Raw genomic sequence first — 16,204 nt, 5'->3', positions numbered from 1 at the left:
ACAGCCGGGATCAGCCGCGGGCGCCAACCCCTTATTGACCACGAACCCCTAAAAGTCCCGTTTGCGTCGCGTCGCCCGGATCGGCCGGGCCAGGCACTGATACAAATACCCCCGTGCGCGACTTCGTCAAAGGTGTGGGGATGTTCGGGCAGGGGCTGGGCATCCTGCTGCGACGGCCAAAGCTGCTCCTGCTCGGGGCCATTCCGGCGGTATTGACCACGGCGATCCTGCTCGGCGGGTTGGCCGCGTTGGTGGTGTGGATCGACGAGCTCGCCACGTGGGTCACGCCCTTCGCCGACGACTGGTCCGCCGGGTGGCAGACGACCGTCCGGATCGCCGCTGGTGTCGCCCTGTTCGCGGCCGCGATATCCATCGCCCTGCTCGGCAGTACGGCGTTGACCTTGGCCATCGGTGCGCCGTTCTACGAGTACATCGCTGAGAAGGTCGAAGACGACCTAGGTGGCGTGCCCAACGCGGTCGAGATGTCAGGGTGGCGATTGCTCGGGATGGGCATCCGGGACGGCATCGTCCTGGTCCTGTTGTCCTTGTTGTACACGATCCCGTTGTTCGTCGCGGGCTTCATCCCGGTGTTCGGGCAGTTCGTCGTGCCGGTGCTGATGGCGTTGGTCGCGGCGTGGTTCCTTTCTCTTGAGCTGGTTGGTGTGCCGTTCTACCGGCGCGGGATGGCGTTGAAGCAGCGACGCGAGCACATGCGTAAGCGCCGCATGCTGGCGTTGGGGCTTGGGGTGCCCGCGTCTCTGCTGTGCGCCATCCCGTTCCTGGCGATCATCGTCATGCCGGTGGCGTTCGTCGGCGGTGTCCTTGTCGCGCGTGAGGTCTTGCAGGACTCACACGCCGGCCAGGCTCACCTCAACGCGTAGGTCGTCAGACGCCTGCACGTCCAGTGCGGTGATGTTGCCCGCGGCTCGCAGGTCCGGGCCGATCGACTTGATCACGTCGAGTTGGTCGGCCGGGGCGTACACCGACACACTGTCCACCGCGGCCTTCATGGACAGTTTCGCGGCCGATTTCTCCCTGCGCACCGCCGTGATCACCGAGCTGGCCAGGTCGAGGGCGACACCGTCGGCCGGAGTTGCTTGCGGCACAGGCCATGCAGCCTTGTGCACGGAATCGGTGTGCCACCACGACCACGTCTCTTCCGCGCTGTACGGCAGGAAAGGCGCGAAGAGACGCAGGATCGTGTCCAACGCTGTGCGCAGGGCAAGCCGGGCCGACTCGGCACTGCCTTCGCTGACGTCGCCGTACGCGCGCTGCTTGACCAATTCCAGGTAGTCGTCGCAGAAAACCCAGAAGAACCGCTCGGTCCGCTCCAGCGCGGTCGTGTACTCGAAGTCCTCGAGCGCCGAAGTCGCCTGGCGCACCACGTCGTCCAGCACCGCGAGCATCGCCAGATCCAGCGTGTCGGTGATCTGGGCGTCCGCTTCCGGCGCCGGGAAGCTGAGCACGAACTTGGCCGCGTTCAGCAGTTTCGTCGCCAGCCGCCTGCCGATCTTCATCTGGTCCTGGTCGAAGGCGGTGTCCGTGCCCGGCCGTCCGCTGGCTGCCCAGTAGCGGACGGCGTCCGGGCTGTACTGCTCGAGCAGGCCCATCGGCGTGACGACGTTTCCCTTGGACTTGCTCATCTTCTTGCGGTCCGGGTCGAGGATCCAGCCCGACAGCGCGGCATGCCGCCACGGCAACGTCCGCGAATCCAGCTCCGCCCGGAGGATCGTGGCGAACAGCCAGGTCCGGATGATGTCGTGGGCCTGCGGACGCAGATCCATCGGATAGGTCAGCGCGTACCGCGCCGGGTCTTCCTCCCAGCCGCACACGATCTGCGGGGTCAACGACGACGTGGCCCACGTGTCCATCACGTCGGTCTCACCGATGAAGCCACCAGGCTTGCCGCGTTGGTCAGCCGTGTAGCCAGAAGGCACGTCAGACGACGGGTCGACCGGCAGCACGTCCTCGCTTGGCAGGATTAGCTCGCCCGGTTCGCCCTGTGCGTCCAGCGCGTACCAGACGGGGAACGGCACACCGAAGTACCGTTGCCGGGAGATCAGCCAGTCGCCGTTGAGACCACGGACCCAGTCGTCGTAGCGGACCTTGAGCGCCGCGGGATGCCACCGCAGTTCCTCGCCGCGCCGCAGCAGAACGTCCTGGTGCGCGACGGACCGGATGAACCACTGCTTGCTCGCGACGATCTCGAGGGGCTTGTCGCCCTTCTCGTAGAACTTCACCGGCCGGACGATCGCACGCGGCTCGCCGTCGAGGTCGCCCGATTCCCGGAGCATGGCCACGACACGTTCCCGCGCCGTGTGCACGGTCGCCCCGGCAATCTGTTGGTACGCCTCGGCATTCAAGCCTTCGGGCGCGTCGGGCAAGATCCGCCCGTCACGGCCGATGATCGTGCGCGTGGGCAGTTTCAGCTCACGCCACCAGCGCACGTCGGTCAGATCCCCGAAGGTGCAACACATCGCGATGCCCGCGCCGCGCTCCGGCTCCGCGGCCTGGTGCGCCAGAACGGGAATCTCCATACCGAACACCGGCGAGGTCACGGTTGTGCCGAACAGATCCTGATACCGCGCGTCGTCCGGATGCGCGATCAGCGCGACGCACGCAGGCAGCAGCTCAGGCCGTGTCGTCTCGATGTGGAGCTTCTCCCCCGCCGGCGTGTGGAACGCGATGCGATGCCACGCACCCGGGTGATCACGATCCTCGAGTTCCGCCTGCGCGACGGCAGTGCGGAAACCGACGTCCCACAACGTCGGCGCCTCGGACTGGTACACCTCACCGGCCTGAAGCTGGCGCAGGAACGCGCGTTGCGAGACGCGCTGTGAACGCTGGCCGATCGTCGTGTACGTCATCGCCCAGTCGACCGACAGCCCGAGCCTGCGCCACAGGTCTTCGAAGGCCTTCTCGTCCTCGACCGTGAGCCGTTCGCACAGCTCGATGAAGTTGCGCCGGGACACGTCCTGAACCTTCTTGTTCCCCGGTCGCGGCGCCTCGAAGGACGGGTCGTAGGGCAGCGAGGGATCGCATCGCACGCCGAAGTAGTTCTGCACACGGCGTTCCGTCGGCAGTCCGTTGTCGTCCCACCCCATCGGGTAGAACACGTGCTTGCCGCGCATGCGCTGGTATCGGGCGATGATGTCCGTGTGGGTGTAGGAGAACACGTGCCCGACGTGCAGTGACCCGCTGACCGTCGGCGGCGGCGTGTCGATTGAGAATACGTCGGCGCGCTGCTGCGGGGCGTCGAACCTGTACAGGCCCGTCGCCTCCCATTGCGCCGACCATTTCTCAGCCAACCCGTCCAATGACGGTCGATCCGGGACACTCATGAGGGCCAAGGTTAGTCGTGTCGTCCTGGCGAACCGAGTGAATATGGCCGCCGCGGGGCAAGATTCCTGGTATGACCGCACCATCCGCGTGGGCTCCCATGCGCCGCACGGCATACCGTGCGCTGTGGCTGGCTCAGTTCGCGTCGAACGTCGGCACGTGGGCGCAGACTGTCGGCGCCCAGTGGTTGATGGGCGACCTCGGCGGCACTTCGCTGCAGGTCGCGCTCGTCCAGGCAGCCACTACCCTCCCGGTGTTCTTGCTGGTCGTGCCGTCGGGCGCGCTGGGCGACATCCTCGATCGGCGCTTGGTGCTGATGACCGGCCAAGCGCTGATGCTGCTGGGCGCGGGTGCTCTCATGGTGCTGACCGCGAGCGACATCACCACGCCCGCCACGCTGCTGGCGTTGATCGCGTTGATGGGTGTCGGGCAGGCCCTGTCGATGCCGTCGTTCCAGGCCATCCAGCCGGAACTCGTGCCGCGCGAGGAGATTCCGCAGGCGGCGCTGCTCAACGGCGTGAACATGAACGTGGGCCGGGCGATCGGTCCGGCGCTGGGTGGCGTGCTGATCGCGGCGGTCGGTCCGGAGGCGACGTTCGCGTTCAACACCGTGTCGTTCATCGGTGTGTTGCTGGTACTGGGATTCTGGCGGCGTCCGGCCGACCGCAGGCCGCTGGGTTCCGAGCACATCCTCACCGCTGTTCGCAGCGGCGCACGATATGTCCGCAGTTCGCCCGCGTACTCACGGGTTCTGGTGCGGTGCGTCCTCTTTGTCCTCTTCGCGAGTTCACTGTGGGCACTGCTTCCCGCGATCGCGCGTGGTCCGCTCGGCCTGGACGCGGGCGGCTACGGCGTCCTGCTCGGCTGCGTCGGCGCGGGCGCGATCGGCGGCGCACTGATCGTGCCGCGGCTGCTGCGGACGGCCGGGAAGAACCTCGTGCTCACCATGGCGACGATCGCCTACGCGGCGTCCACGGCCATCGCGGGCATCACGACCTCGACCACGGTGGCGGTCCTGTCCATGCTTGTCACCGGCGCGGGATGGATAGCCGTGCTGTCCACCCTCAACGCCACGGCCCAGGTGCTCCTGCCTGCGTGGACTCGTGCTCGCGCGCTGGCGTACTACCAGCTGATGCTGATGGGCGGCCAGGCCATCGGCGCGGTGCTGTGGGGCGTGATCGCCGATGCGCTGGACCTGCGCTGGGCGATGGTGATCCCCGCAGTCGCGATGGCCCTGATCGCGTTCTACGCGGTGTACAAACTTCCCCTCACCGAACGGCAGTTGGACGTGACACCGGCGAGTGTCTGGAATGAGCCGCCGGAGGGACCTGACGAGAAGGACGGTCCCGTCCTGGTGACGTTGGAATGGCGGGTGTCGGAGGAGAACGTCACGCAGTTCGCCGAAGCGATGCAACGAGTCGGGCGTTCCCGGCGGCGGACCGGAGCGTCCATGTGGGGGCTGTTCCGTGACGCCGAGGCGCCCGAGTTGTTCCTGGAGACGTTCGTGCTCGCGACCTGGCAAGAACATCTACGGCAGCACCTCGAGCGAGGTACTGCCGTAGATGTGAACGTCCAGCAGCGGGCCCGTGACCTGGCGGAGGAGGACCCGACGGTCCGGCACCTGATCTGGGCTGTCTAGTTCATGTACTTCGGATCGCCAGGCGGCAGCGGCGTCGGCCTGATGTCCTTGTGCAGCGGCTTCATCGCCTCGAACCACGTCTCCGCCGGGACCTTGCCGCCGAAGATGTTTCCGGTCTTGCACAGGAACGGGCGGTCGCCGTCGCAGATCGGCCTTGGTGTGTCGCTGTCGCTGAAAGTCAGTACGGCGCCGGCCATCTGCGGGGTGGCACCCACGAAGCCCGCGGACTGGTGGATCTGGGTGGTCCCGGTCTTGGCGATCATCTGACGGTTGTCCCAACCCGTCTTACGCGCCGCGTTGACCGCCGTACCGCTGACCGTGTCGTGGCTCAAACCCTGGGCCAGGCTGCGCGCCAGGCCAGGCTCGACGGCCTGCTCGCACCCCGGTTCGTTGATCGTGACCGGCTTGCCGTCGCGGTCGGTGATCTGCTCGATCGGGCTGGGCGGGCACCACTTGCCGTCGCTGACGATGGTGGCGCCGACGTTGGCCAGCTCCAGCACGCTGGTCACGGTCACGCCAAGGGTGAACGAGCCGACCTTGCCGTCCTTGATCCACTTGTCCTGGCTGATCCGCAGCGACGGGTCCTTGGCCTGTGGGTCCGGCTTCTCCCCGCCGCGGTTGACCGACTGCATGCTGTCGCGCATGCCCAGCTTGACGGACATGTCCACGACGTTGTCCAGACCCGCACGCTCCTCGAGGATCACGAAACCCGTGTTCGGCGACTGGGCGAGCGCCTGCTGCAACGTCAACTTCCGGTCCGCCGCGTCATCGGCGTTCTTGACCGTGTACGGCTTGTTGCCGGATCCTTTGTAGACGGTGGAGGTGTGGGTCGTGGGCACGTCGATCGGTTCGAGCACACCGACACCGTGTTCCAGCGCGGCGGCCGCGGTGAAGATCTTGTAGATCGAGCCCGCGCCGAACCGGGTGATCGTGCTGGGCAGCCGGTACGCGGTCTGTCCCTTGGCGGCGTCGACACCGAAGTCGCGGTTGGCCGCCAGTGCCCGGACCGGGTGCTTGTCGGCGCCGGGCTCGACGATCGCCATCACGTTGGCGATGCCCTTGGTGTCCTTGGCGACCTGGTGCTCCGCGGCCTTCTTGGCGTTCTCGGTGGCGACCGGGTCCATGGTGGTCTTGATGACGTACCCGCCGCGCTTCAGGTCGCTCTTGGAGATACCGGCCTTGGCCAGGTAGTCCAGGACGTACCCGCAGAAGAAGCCGGTCGTGGTGCCGCCGGGCGTGTTGCCGCAGTCGTTCGGCCGGTTGTTGCGCCCCTCGACCACGCCGAGAGGTGAGTTCTTGGCGTTCGCGGCCGCGACCGGGCCCTCCTTGAGGAAGCCGGTGGCCAGCATCCGGTCGATCACCAGGTTGCGCCGCTCAAGGGCCTGGACCGGGTCTTTCAGCAGGGTGCTCGGCTTGTTCACCAGTCCGGCGAGGAACGCCGCCTGCGGCAGGGTGAGCTTGTCGGGTGTGGTGTCGAAGTACGTCCGTGCCGCGGCCTTGACGCCGAACACGTTGCCGCCGAAGGGAACCAGGTTGAGGTATCGGACCAGGATGTCGTCCTTGCCCATCAGCCGCTCGACTTCCAGCGCGAGCTTGGCCTCCCGGATCTTGCGGGCCGGGCTGTGCGCCATGGCCTCCTTGCGCCCGGCCTCGTCGGTCGCGATGACGTACGCGAGGTAGTTCTTCACGTACTGCTGGGTGAGCGTCGACCCGCCGCCTGCGGCCTCACCGGCGATGAACCCGCCCACCGCCTTGAGGCTGCGCTGCGTGTCCAGCCCGTTGTGCTCGTAGAACCGATGATCCTCGATGCCGACGATCGCGTCACGCATGTACTGCGAGATCTCCTCAGGCTTGGCGATCTCCCGGTCCTGGTCGTACAAGTACGCGATCGGCTGGCCGTTGCGATCAAGGATCGTGCTGCCCAACGGCAGATTCGCCGCCACCAGATCCGCGGGCACGGCGGCGATGGTGTCACTCACCCGGTTCGCGGCCACCCCCATCCCGCCGACGTACGGGAACAGGATGGCGGCAAGCACCACCCCCGCTGTCACACACAACGCCAACAACTTGCCGAGCGCCTTCGCCTGAGAGGCGGCCACACCAAACCCCAATCACCTGTGAAGATCGTTCCCCGACTACTAGATGCACAAGTACCCCGGAAAGTTGCCTCGTACCGGCAGCCGTGATCCAGACAACGAAATCCCCAGTTGTTGTCTCACATCGATCTCACATAGATCTGCCGTACGACGCCTTTCGCGCGGCGCGGCACAGGGTGGCGAGAATAGCGTGGCAGGGTGGCGCGAATGAACCACCCCACCACGCATTCGTCACAGTTGCGCGCGGACTTGACGCGCAGCGGCGACCAAGTTGCGCAATGCGGGTTCAACCTCCCCATAGCCACGCGTCTTCAAGCCACAGTCCGGGTTTGCCCATACGCGTTTCGCAGGAACCGCACGCACAGCGGCGTGCAGGAGTTCGGTCATCTCCTCGGCGCTTGGCACGCGGGGCGAGTGGATGTCATACACGCCCGGGCCGACGCCTCGGCTGTATCCGACGGCGGCGAGATCTTCGAGCACTTCCATCTTGGACCGCGCGGCCTCGATGGTGGTGACGTCGGCTTCGAGCCCGTCGATCGCTTCGATCACGTCACCGAACTCCGAGTAGCACAGGTGCGTGTGGATCTGGGTCGCCGCGGTGGCACCGGATGTGGCCAGTCGGAAGGCTCCGATGGCCCAGTCCAGGTACTCCTTGCGGGCGTCGGCGCGCAACGGCAACAGTTCCCGCAACGCCGGCTCGTCCACCTGGATGATGCTGATCCCGGCCGCCTCGAGGTCTTCGATCTCCTCGCGCAATGCCAGCGCGACCTGGTCGGCTGTCACGTCAAGGGGTTGATCGTCGCGCACGAACGACCACGCCAGGATCGTCACCGGGCCGGTCAGCATTCCCTTGACTGGCTTGGTTGTCAGCGATTGCGCGTATGTGCTCCACGCGACCGTCATGGGCGCCGGGCGGGACACGTCACCGTGCAGGATCGGTGGCCGCACGCATCGCGATCCGTACGAGTGCACCCAGCCGTTGTCGGTGAACGCGAAGCCGTCCAAGTGTTCGCCGAAGTACTGGACCATGTCGTTGCGTTCTGGTTCGCCGTGCACCAGGACATCCAGGCCGATGTCCTCCTGGGTCCGGATCACGCGCTTGATCTCGGCCCGCATCCGCTCGGCGTACCCCGCTTCGTCCAGCCGTCCGGCGCGCAGATCCGCCCTGGCCTTGCGGACTTCCCCGGTCTGTGGGAAGGATCCGATCGTGGTGGTCGCCAGCGGCGGCAGGTTCAAGCGTTCGTTCTGGATCTCGGCGCGTTCGGCGTAGGGCGCGCGTCGCCGGTGTTCCGGGCGCAGGGCCGCGATCTCAGCCCGGACCCGGTCGTCCCGCCTGGCCTGTTCGACGCCCTTGCGCACCGCTTCGCCCGCGGCGACGAGTTCCTTCACCAGCGCGGGATCGTTGCGTTTCAACGCCTTGCCCAGCACCACGACCTCGTCGACCTTCTGACGGGCGAACGCCAGCCGTGCGGCCAGGTCCGGGTCCAGGGACTTCTCGGCGGACAGGTCGTAGGGCACGTGCAGCAGCGAACATGATGTCGAGACCGCGAGCTCACCGACTGATCCCATGAGCTGGGCGCAGATCGAGGCGGCCGCGCTGAGGTCCGTGCGCCAGATGTTGCGGCCGTCCACCACTCCGGCGACCACGGTTTTCGTCCGCAGCCCGAGGACGGCGGGAATCCGATCCACCGCCTCGCGTCCAGCGACCAGGTCGACGGCGACGCCGTCCACCACGGTGTTCGCGAGGATGGGCAACGCCGGGCCGAAATCACCGAAATAACCGGCCACCAACAGTTTCGGCCGCTGCGGGAGGCTCGCCAGCTTGTCGTACGCCCGGCGCAGTGCTTCCAGTTCCTCGTGCGTGCGGTCCGCGACGAACGCGGGCTCGTCCAGCTGCACCCACGCCGCGCCCGCTCCGGCCAGCAGGCCGAGCAGTTCGGCGTAGCACTCCAGCAACGCGTCCAGCAGGTCCAGCCGTCCCTCGCCTTTGGACAGCAGCAAGAACGTGACCGGGCCGAGCAGCACCGGACGGGTGTCCACGCCCAGCGACTTCGCCTCGAGGTATTCGGCGACGGGCTTGTCGCCGGTCAACGCGAACTTCGTGTCCGGGCCGAGTTCCGGCACCAGGTAGTGGTAGTTGGTGTCGAACCACTTCGTCAGCTCCAGCGCGCCGACGCTGTCGCGGCCGCGGGCCATCGCGAAGTACGTGTCCAGTCCGGTCAGTCCGAGATCGCGATACCGCTGCGGGATCGCGTCGACCAGCATGGCGGTGTCCAGCACCTGGTCGTAGTACGAAAAGGTGTTGCACGGCACCGAATCCAGGCCGCTGGCGGCCAGTTCGGCCCACGTCGAGACCCGCAGGTCTCGTGCGACGCCGCGCAGCGCGGACGCCTCCAGGTCACCGGCCCAGTATTTCTCCAACGCGCGCTTGAGTTCCCGCCGCGGACCAATCCGCGGATACCCCAGCACCGTCGACCCAATGAGGGACACAGCTCTCTCCTCGCGAGCTCGTGAGCCCACGGGCAGCGCACGCGAAAAGAAGCGTCGCGTGAGCCCGCCCGAGAGGCTCCGGACCACACGCACCGGCGGTGCGTGTACCGGTGGCAGGTCTTCGGACTCGCGGGCATCCAACTGGTCCTACTGGCCGTCGCTTCCCAGGCTCTCGCCCAGTGCTTGATGACGGCGGTCGTTCCCGCTCACCGCTGCGGGGCAGTCCCGGATTCGCACCGGGTTCCCTCTTGCCTCGCCACACCACGGGGGCACGGCGAACCACCAGCACTGCGAGCTTAGCCGAGGCTCGCTTCCCAGCAGAGCGATCGATATGATCCGGTCAAGCGATCAAACGAACAGGATGGATCATGCGGCAACCTGGCGACGTCCGAAGGCAGCGCATCCTCGCGATGGTCAGCTCCCGTGGCGCCGCTCGCGTGAGCGACCTGGCCGAAGAGCTGGAAGTCTCGATCGTCACGGCCCGCCGTGACGTGGAGGAACTCGCCCGCGCTGGCAAGTTGCGCCGTGGCCACGGCGTCGCCCGTTCGATCGTGCCCGTCGAGGCTCCCGCGGACCCCATGCCCGACAACGACCGAGCGATCGCACTCATGGTTCCCGAGCGGCACACGTACCTCTACGAGACCCTGCACGGCGCCCGGTCCACGCTCGAGGAAGCCGGGATGCGGGTCGTGCTGCACATCGCGCCGAAAGACGCCGGAGTCGAGCAGTCGCTGGTCGAACGAGCGCTGGCGGACAACCCCCAAGGCCTGCTGATCGCACCGCGGTGGCGGACCGCCGAGGAGCAGGAAGCCGCGGGGACCTGGCTGGCGAACGTCGACGTGCCGATGGTGATCATGGAACGGCGGCCGTCGACCGGCAGCTTGCTGCACGCCGTCGATTCGGTGTGTTCGGACCACTGGTACGGCGTCTACCTCGCGGTTGAGCACCTGGTCGGGCTTGGCCATCGGCGGATCGTGCTGGCCGCGCGCTACGACAGCCCGACCGCGCGGACCGTGCGTGCCGCGTTCGCTCAGATCGTGGCCGATCGTCCGGAGATCGAGGACGCGGTCGTGGTGCTCAGCGGTCGCGGCGCCGGTATCGACCCGACCGATCAGCCACCGGATTTCGCCACAGTCCTGCGTGAACACAAGGCGACGGCGGCGGTCATGCACGGCGACGAAGACGCGTTGATGCTGGTCCAGCAACTGGCCGAGGCCGGTGTCCGGGTGCCGCAGGACTGCTCGGTCGTGGCGTACGACGATGTGGTCGCCGCGTTGGGCAGCACGCCGCTCACCGCGGTCGCCCCGCCGAAGGCCGAGGTCGGCCGCGTGGCCGCTGAGCTGCTGCTCGAACGGCTGAGCAAACCGGGCTGGGGACGGCCGAGGCGCATCGAGTTGATGCCGGAGCTGAAGGTTCGCGGCTCGACTGATCGTTTGACCGATTAGCTCGGCACTATTGACCGTTTATCGCTCAGCCGATCAGGATGGCGGTGTCTCGACACGAGGAGGCATCGGTGCCTTTATTGGGTCAGCCTGTGGTGAGTCGCCGTTCCCTGCTGGCAGGGGCCATAGCCGCACCGTTCGCCGGTGCCTGCGCGCCTGCCGCGACACAGTCCTCGGGCGGGCCCGTTCAGATCACGTTCTGGTCGGCACTGCGGGGCAGCCAGCCCGTCGTCGACGCGTTCAACCGCAGTCAGAACAAGATCAAAGTGATCTTCCAGCAGATCCCCGGCGGCGACCAAGGCGGATACGCCAAACTCAGCAACGCCGCTCGCGCGGGCAACGCGCCGGACGTCTGCACGATCGAATACATGCAGCTGCCGGGGTTCGCGATCGACGGCGTCGCGACCGACATCACCGGGCTGATGAGCGACCGGCTGCGCAACCAGATCGTGCCGCAGGCGTGGCGGCTCGCCACGTTCGACAGCAAGACCTTCGCGGTGCCGTTCGACATCGAACCGATGGTCATGCACTACCGCAAGGACCTGTTCGACCAGTACGGGCTGACCGTGCCGCGCACATGGGACGAGTTCGCGGGTCTCGCCCGCAAAGTGCGCGACAAGGCCCCGGACAAGCGGGCCGCGGTTTTCGCGACAGACGGGGCGTACAACGTCGCCGCCTTCGCCTGGCAGGCGGGTGGCCAGTGGTTCGACATCTCCAAGGGCGTCTGGAACGTGTCCATGACGGACGCTCCGTCCCGGCGGATCGCCGAGTACTGGCAGAAGCTGGTCGACGACGACCTGGTCTGGGTGAACCCCAGCGCGGGCAAGCAATACGACGCGCAGATCGGCAACAGCCTTCTCCTCGTTCGATTCTCCGGTGCGTGGGAAGCGGGCGCGCAGATGAGAGCCCGGCCGAAGCAGAAGGGCCAATGGGCCATCGCTCCGCTGCCGCAGTGGGACCCCGCTGACGCGGTCGTCGGCACGCAAGGCGGTTCCACGTTCGCGATCAGCAAGGACAGCCGGCACGCGGAAGCCGCGATGGAGTTCATCGAGTGGCAAGTCACCCAGCCCGATTCGTTGCGAGCCCGGCTCACCAGCGGCACCAGCAGCGCGTTTCCCTCGTCGCCCGCGTTGATCCCGGTCGGTAGTGAGTCGTTCGACCGTGCCTACTACGGCGGGCAGGACATCTACCGGCTGTTCGACGAGGAGGCCAAGAAGATCAGGGACGGCTGGATCTGGGGACCGCGGATGTCCGCGACCCAACGGGTGGTGAACGACGGTTTCGCGCGGATGAGCGCGGGCGGCACCATCATCGAAGCCTTGCGTCACGGGCAAAGCGGCACCATGCCCGACCTGAAGGCCCTTGGCCTGTCCACATCGGAACACAGCAGCTGAGAGGCGAGCCATGACGTTGACAGCATCCCCGCCTCGGACAGCCGAACCAATGGGGACAGGCGAGACCAAGACCAAGACCCGGCGGCGCGAGAAGATCGCCTGTGCGGTGCTGATGGCGCCGTTCTTCGCGCTGTTCACCCTGATCTTCCTGATCCCGTTGGGCACCGCACTCTGGCTGAGCCTGTTCAGCCAGGACGAGCCCGGTCTGGGTTTCGGGCCCGAGCAGACCGTCTTCATCGGACTGCGTAGTTACGCGGCTGTGCTGTCCGACCCCACATTCCTCAATGGACTGTCGGTCGTGGTGTTGTACTGCGTGATCTACATCTCGCTGATGGTGGCCGGCGCGCTCGCGCTCGCGCTGTTGCTCGACTCCGGGATGGCCAAGCTGACCCGCTGGGCGCAGCTGTCGTTGTTCCTGCCGCACGCGGTTCCCGGTATCATCGCGGCCCTCATCTGGCTGTACCTGTACACCCCTGGCTTGAGCCCGATCATCGACCTGTTCGCCAAGGCCGACATCACCATCGACTTCCTCGGGCTGAACGCGGTCCTGCCGTCCATTGTGAACATCGCGTTGTGGAGCAACCTCGGCTACAACATGGTGATCTTCTACGCCGCGCTCAAGGCCATTCCGAACGAGGTGGTCGAGGCGTCCGTGGTGGACGGTGCCGGACCGGTCCGCACAGCGGTGTGGGTGAAGACGCCGATGATCCGGGCGTCAATCGTCACGGTCGTGATGTTCACGTTGGTCTGGTCGTTGCAGTTGTTCACCGAACCTGTCCTGCTGAACCAGGCCACACCGGCGATCAACTCCCGGTACACGCCGAACATGTACATCTTCGACGCCGCGTTCACCCGCAACAACTACAGCATGTCCGCCGCGGCCGCGGTGGTGCTGCTGGCCTTCACGATCGCCCTGTCGTACTTCGTCACTCGCTGGACCAACCGGCAGGAGGCCCAATGAACCGCCTGCTCGGCCGGACGACGGCCAACGCCGTCGTCGGCATCGCGGTGCTTTACACCTTGCTGCCGGTGCTCTGGCTCGTGCTCGCCGCGACGAAGAACACCGACGCGCTGTTCAACAGTGATCTGTTCTCGCTCAAGGACTTCTCCCTGATCGACAACCTCAGCAACGTGTTCACCATCGACGGCGGGATCTACGGCCGCTGGTACGTCAACAGCCTGCTCTACGCCGTACTCGGTGCCGCGGCAGCCGCCATGATCAGCGTCGCCTGCGGGTATGCATTCGACAAATACCAGTTCCGGCACAAGGAAAAGCTTTTCGGCCTTGTGCTCGCCGCCGTGATGGTGCCGCAGACCGTGCTCGCGCTGCCGCTGTACCTGATGGCGGCCGAGACCGGTCTGGTCAACACCTTCTGGGCGGTGTTCGTCCCGGTGTTGTTCAACCCGTTCGGCGTCTACTTGGGACGTGTGTTCAGCCAGGGCTACGTGCCCAACGAAGTGCTTGAGGCCGCCAGGATGGACGGCGCGGGTGAGCTGAAGGTGTACGCCAGGGTCTCGTTGCGGATGCTCGCCCCCGGGCTCGTCACGATCTTCCTTTTCCAGCTCACCGCCATCTGGAACAACTTCTTCCTGCCGATGGTGATGCTGTCGGAGCAGAAGCTCTACCCGGTCAGCCTCGGTCTGTTCCAGTGGAACAGCCAAGCCACCGTGTCGCCGGAGTACTACCCGGTGGTGATCACCGGATCCTTGCTGGCGATCATCCCGTTGATCGTCGCTTTCGCCCTGCTGCAGAGGTTCTGGAGATCCGGTCTGACCGCGGGAGCCGTCAAGTGAGACTTCCTCGTACGGCGTTGGCGATGGAGCCCGACGCGGCCGCCGCGGTGCTCACCCCCGACGCGCTGACCGCACTGCGTGAGGTCTGCGACCTCGTGCCTGGCCTCATCACCGATTTCACCGAGGCCCAAGACCTCCTGCGGGACGTGGAGGTCCTGGTCACCGGATGGGGATGCCCGCCGATCGACGAGGCCGTGCTGGCCGACGCGCCTCTGCTGCGCGCGATCGTGCACACCGCCGGGTCGATTCGCGGGCACGTGACCAAGGCGTGCTGGGACCGTGGAATCGTGGTGTCCTCAGCGGCTTCGGCCAACGCGTTGCCGGTCGCGGAGTACACCCTCGCGATGATCTTGTTGTCCGGCAAACGGGTTCTGGAACGTGCCCATGACCTGCGCACCACCCGCGTGCGTGACGACTGGCTGGCCACGCCGCAGTCCATTGGAAACTATCGGCGCACTGTCGGAATCCTGTCGGCGTCCACGATCGGCCGACGGGTGATCGACCTGTTGCGTCCCTTCGATTTCCAGGTACTCCTGCACGATCCTTATGTCACCGACGCCGCCGGACTCGGTGTCACCGGCGTCAGCATCGAGGAGTTGTTCAGCAGCAGTGATGTCGTCAGCATCCACACTCCGCTGCTGCCCGAAACCCGTGGCCTGGTAAGCCGTTCGTTGATCTTCTCGATGCGCAAGGACGCCGTGCTGATCAACACTGCCCGAGGCGCCGTGGTCGATCAGGAAGCACTGCTGGACGCCGGTCATATCCGGGCGATACTGGACGTGACCGATCCAGACGTCCTGCCGCCGGACCATCCGTTGTGGGAGCGCGACAACATCCTCATCACGCCGCATCTCGCTGGTTCGCAAGGAAACGAATGGCAGCGCCTCGCCGCGCTGGCCGTCGACGAAGTGCGTCGATATGCGAACGGGCAACCTTTCGGTTATTCGGTGTTGCGCGAACGGCTCGGCCAATTGGCCTGACTGCCCTCGACAGGTTCGGCCGAATGGGGTACTTCTGATGAAGTGCACCGGGTATCCGTCGGATACTTGTTCTTCAATCGGCGCTTCAAAGCACGCCCGAAGTGGGGAACCAACAGGTCGAGGTGAGCTTATGGGCATGGCACCGCGCGTCATTCTCCGCGGTGAATGGGGAGCAAGACACGACAACGGTGGCGGGTCTGCTCCGCTGCCCGCGTCCGAGATGTGGTTACACCATTCGGTTACGATCGCGCCCGATGTGCTGCCGCCGTTCGACGACGACTACGCGGCGATCCGGACCTTGGAAGCCATCGGTGAACAGCGGTTCGGCCGCGGAATTTCCTATACCTGGCCGATCACACCGGCCGGACTGATCTTCGAGGGCCACTCGGCCAACCGGCTCGGCTCGCACACCGGCGGCCGCAACTCGAAAGCCCGGGCAATCTGCTTCGTCGGCAACTACGACGTCCAGCGCCCTACCAACGCACAGATCCAAGCGGCCGCGTGGCTGCTGCAGGAAGGCCAGCGCCGCGGCTGGATCCGGCACGCCCGGCTCAACGGCGGGCACCGGGACGTGAAAGCCACCGGCTGCCCGGGCAATCACGCGTACGCGGCCATCGGGTTGATCAACTCGCTTGCGGCTGGGCCACCGATCACCGAGATTAGCGAGGAGGACGACTTGTCCTGGACTGAGAACCTCACGTTCACCGCCCCAGACGGCACAGTCACGACGGTCCAGGCGCGCGACTGGCTGATGTGGACGAACCACGCGGCGTGGCAGGCGGCCAACAACACGGCCGTTGCCAACGCCAAACTGGATTCGATCGCGGGCAGCCTGAGCACCGACCAGGCCACCCTGCTCGCCGCGATCGGCGAAAACCCGACCCAGGTCGACCTCACCGAAGACCAGGCGAAAATGTTGCTCAACGGACTGTCCGAGGACGCTGCCCGACGTCTCTACACGACGCTGGAAGGCCGCTTCGGCAAAGAGTCCTGACACTGCCGCACTGAGGGCCCCATCCGCGAGGATGGG

At 66.2% G+C, this 16,204-nt stretch carries 11 protein-coding genes and 1 riboswitch; of the genes, 8 read left to right on the top strand and 3 right to left on the bottom strand.

The annotated features are described in order from the left end of the window. Positions 1–113: 113 nt before the first annotated feature. Positions 114–881, top strand: a complete 768-nt coding sequence (locus B9C43_RS30390) for an EI24 domain-containing protein (protein WP_084430326.1) — start codon at positions 114–116, stop codon at positions 879–881. On the opposite strand, the gene valS is transcribed toward B9C43_RS30390, so the two are convergent. Beyond that, the gene (gene valS, locus B9C43_RS30385) at positions 849–3,341 is read right to left on the bottom strand and encodes a valine--tRNA ligase (protein ID WP_084430325.1); all 2,493 of its coding nucleotides are present in this window, start codon (positions 3,339–3,341) and stop codon (positions 849–851) included. The genes B9C43_RS30390 and valS overlap by 33 nt on opposite strands. 71 nt (positions 3,342–3,412) lie before the next feature. Between valS and B9C43_RS30380 the strand changes: the two genes are divergently transcribed. Beyond that, a complete protein-coding gene (locus B9C43_RS30380) occupies positions 3,413–4,978 on the top strand; it encodes an MFS transporter (protein ID WP_084430324.1) in 1,566 nt (521 codons plus the stop codon). Here the strand turns inward: B9C43_RS30380 and B9C43_RS30375 are convergent. Next, positions 4,975–7,077 (bottom strand): transglycosylase domain-containing protein, encoded by a 2,103-nt coding sequence (locus B9C43_RS30375; protein ID WP_235038922.1) that lies wholly within the window; start codon positions 7,075–7,077, stop codon positions 4,975–4,977. The genes B9C43_RS30380 and B9C43_RS30375 overlap by 4 nt on opposite strands. A 228-nt stretch (positions 7,078–7,305) precedes the next feature. Further along, positions 7,306–9,564 (bottom strand): 5-methyltetrahydropteroyltriglutamate--homocysteine S-methyltransferase, encoded by a 2,259-nt coding sequence (gene metE / locus B9C43_RS30370; RefSeq protein WP_084430323.1) that lies wholly within the window; start codon positions 9,562–9,564, stop codon positions 7,306–7,308. 95 nt (positions 9,565–9,659) lie between these two features. Then, positions 9,660–9,863: riboswitch (cobalamin riboswitch) on the bottom strand. A gap of 69 nt (positions 9,864–9,932) precedes the next feature. On the opposite strand from metE, the gene B9C43_RS30365 reads away from it, so the two are divergent. The 6 genes from B9C43_RS30365 (at position 9,933) to B9C43_RS30340 (ending at position 16,168) form a co-directional block, all read left to right on the top strand. Continuing rightward, positions 9,933–11,009, top strand: coding sequence for a substrate-binding domain-containing protein (locus B9C43_RS30365; RefSeq protein ID WP_084430322.1), 1,077 nt, complete (start codon positions 9,933–9,935; stop codon positions 11,007–11,009). Between the two features lie 68 nt (positions 11,010–11,077). Continuing rightward, entirely contained in the window at positions 11,078–12,400 is a 1,323-nt protein-coding gene (locus B9C43_RS30360) for an ABC transporter substrate-binding protein (RefSeq protein WP_235038921.1), read from the top strand. A gap of 49 nt (positions 12,401–12,449) precedes the next feature. After that, complete coding sequence (locus B9C43_RS30355) at positions 12,450–13,361, top strand: carbohydrate ABC transporter permease (RefSeq protein WP_235038920.1); 912 nt, start codon at positions 12,450–12,452, stop codon at positions 13,359–13,361. Next, entirely contained in the window at positions 13,358–14,194 is an 837-nt protein-coding gene (locus tag B9C43_RS30350; protein WP_084430319.1) for a carbohydrate ABC transporter permease, read from the top strand. The genes B9C43_RS30355 and B9C43_RS30350 overlap by 4 nt, the downstream gene beginning before the upstream one ends. Continuing rightward, complete coding sequence (locus B9C43_RS30345) at positions 14,191–15,174, top strand: hydroxyacid dehydrogenase (protein WP_235038919.1); 984 nt, start codon at positions 14,191–14,193, stop codon at positions 15,172–15,174. Before B9C43_RS30350 ends, B9C43_RS30345 begins: the two co-directional genes overlap by 4 nt. Positions 15,175–15,310: 136 nt before the next feature. Further along, on the top strand, positions 15,311–16,168 hold the full coding sequence (locus B9C43_RS30340; protein ID WP_160096780.1) for a peptidoglycan recognition protein family protein: 858 nt from the start codon (positions 15,311–15,313) through the stop codon (positions 16,166–16,168). Positions 16,169–16,204 lie beyond the last annotated feature (36 nt).

This window comes from Kibdelosporangium aridum (assembly GCF_900176515.1).
GTDB classification, from domain to species: Bacteria; Actinomycetota; Actinomycetes; order Mycobacteriales; family Pseudonocardiaceae; genus Kibdelosporangium; species Kibdelosporangium aridum.
The sequence above is the reverse complement of the archived record's forward strand: the minus strand, read 5'-3'. Positions and strand labels throughout refer to the sequence as shown.

Coding starts and splice junctions, on each gene's coding strand:
- valS (WP_084430325.1), bottom strand. CDS start 3,341: ATGAGTGTCCCGGATCGACCGTCATTGGACGGGTTGGCTGAGAAATGG.
- B9C43_RS30380 (WP_084430324.1), top strand. CDS start 3,413: ATGACCGCACCATCCGCGTGGGCTCCCATGCGCCGCACGGCATACCGT.
- B9C43_RS30365 (WP_084430322.1), top strand. CDS start 9,933: ATGCGGCAACCTGGCGACGTCCGAAGGCAGCGCATCCTCGCGATGGTC.
- B9C43_RS30355 (WP_235038920.1), top strand. CDS start 12,450: ATGGGGACAGGCGAGACCAAGACCAAGACCCGGCGGCGCGAGAAGATC.
- B9C43_RS30350 (WP_084430319.1), top strand. CDS start 13,358: ATGAACCGCCTGCTCGGCCGGACGACGGCCAACGCCGTCGTCGGCATC.
- B9C43_RS30340 (WP_160096780.1), top strand. CDS start 15,311: ATGGCACCGCGCGTCATTCTCCGCGGTGAATGGGGAGCAAGACACGAC.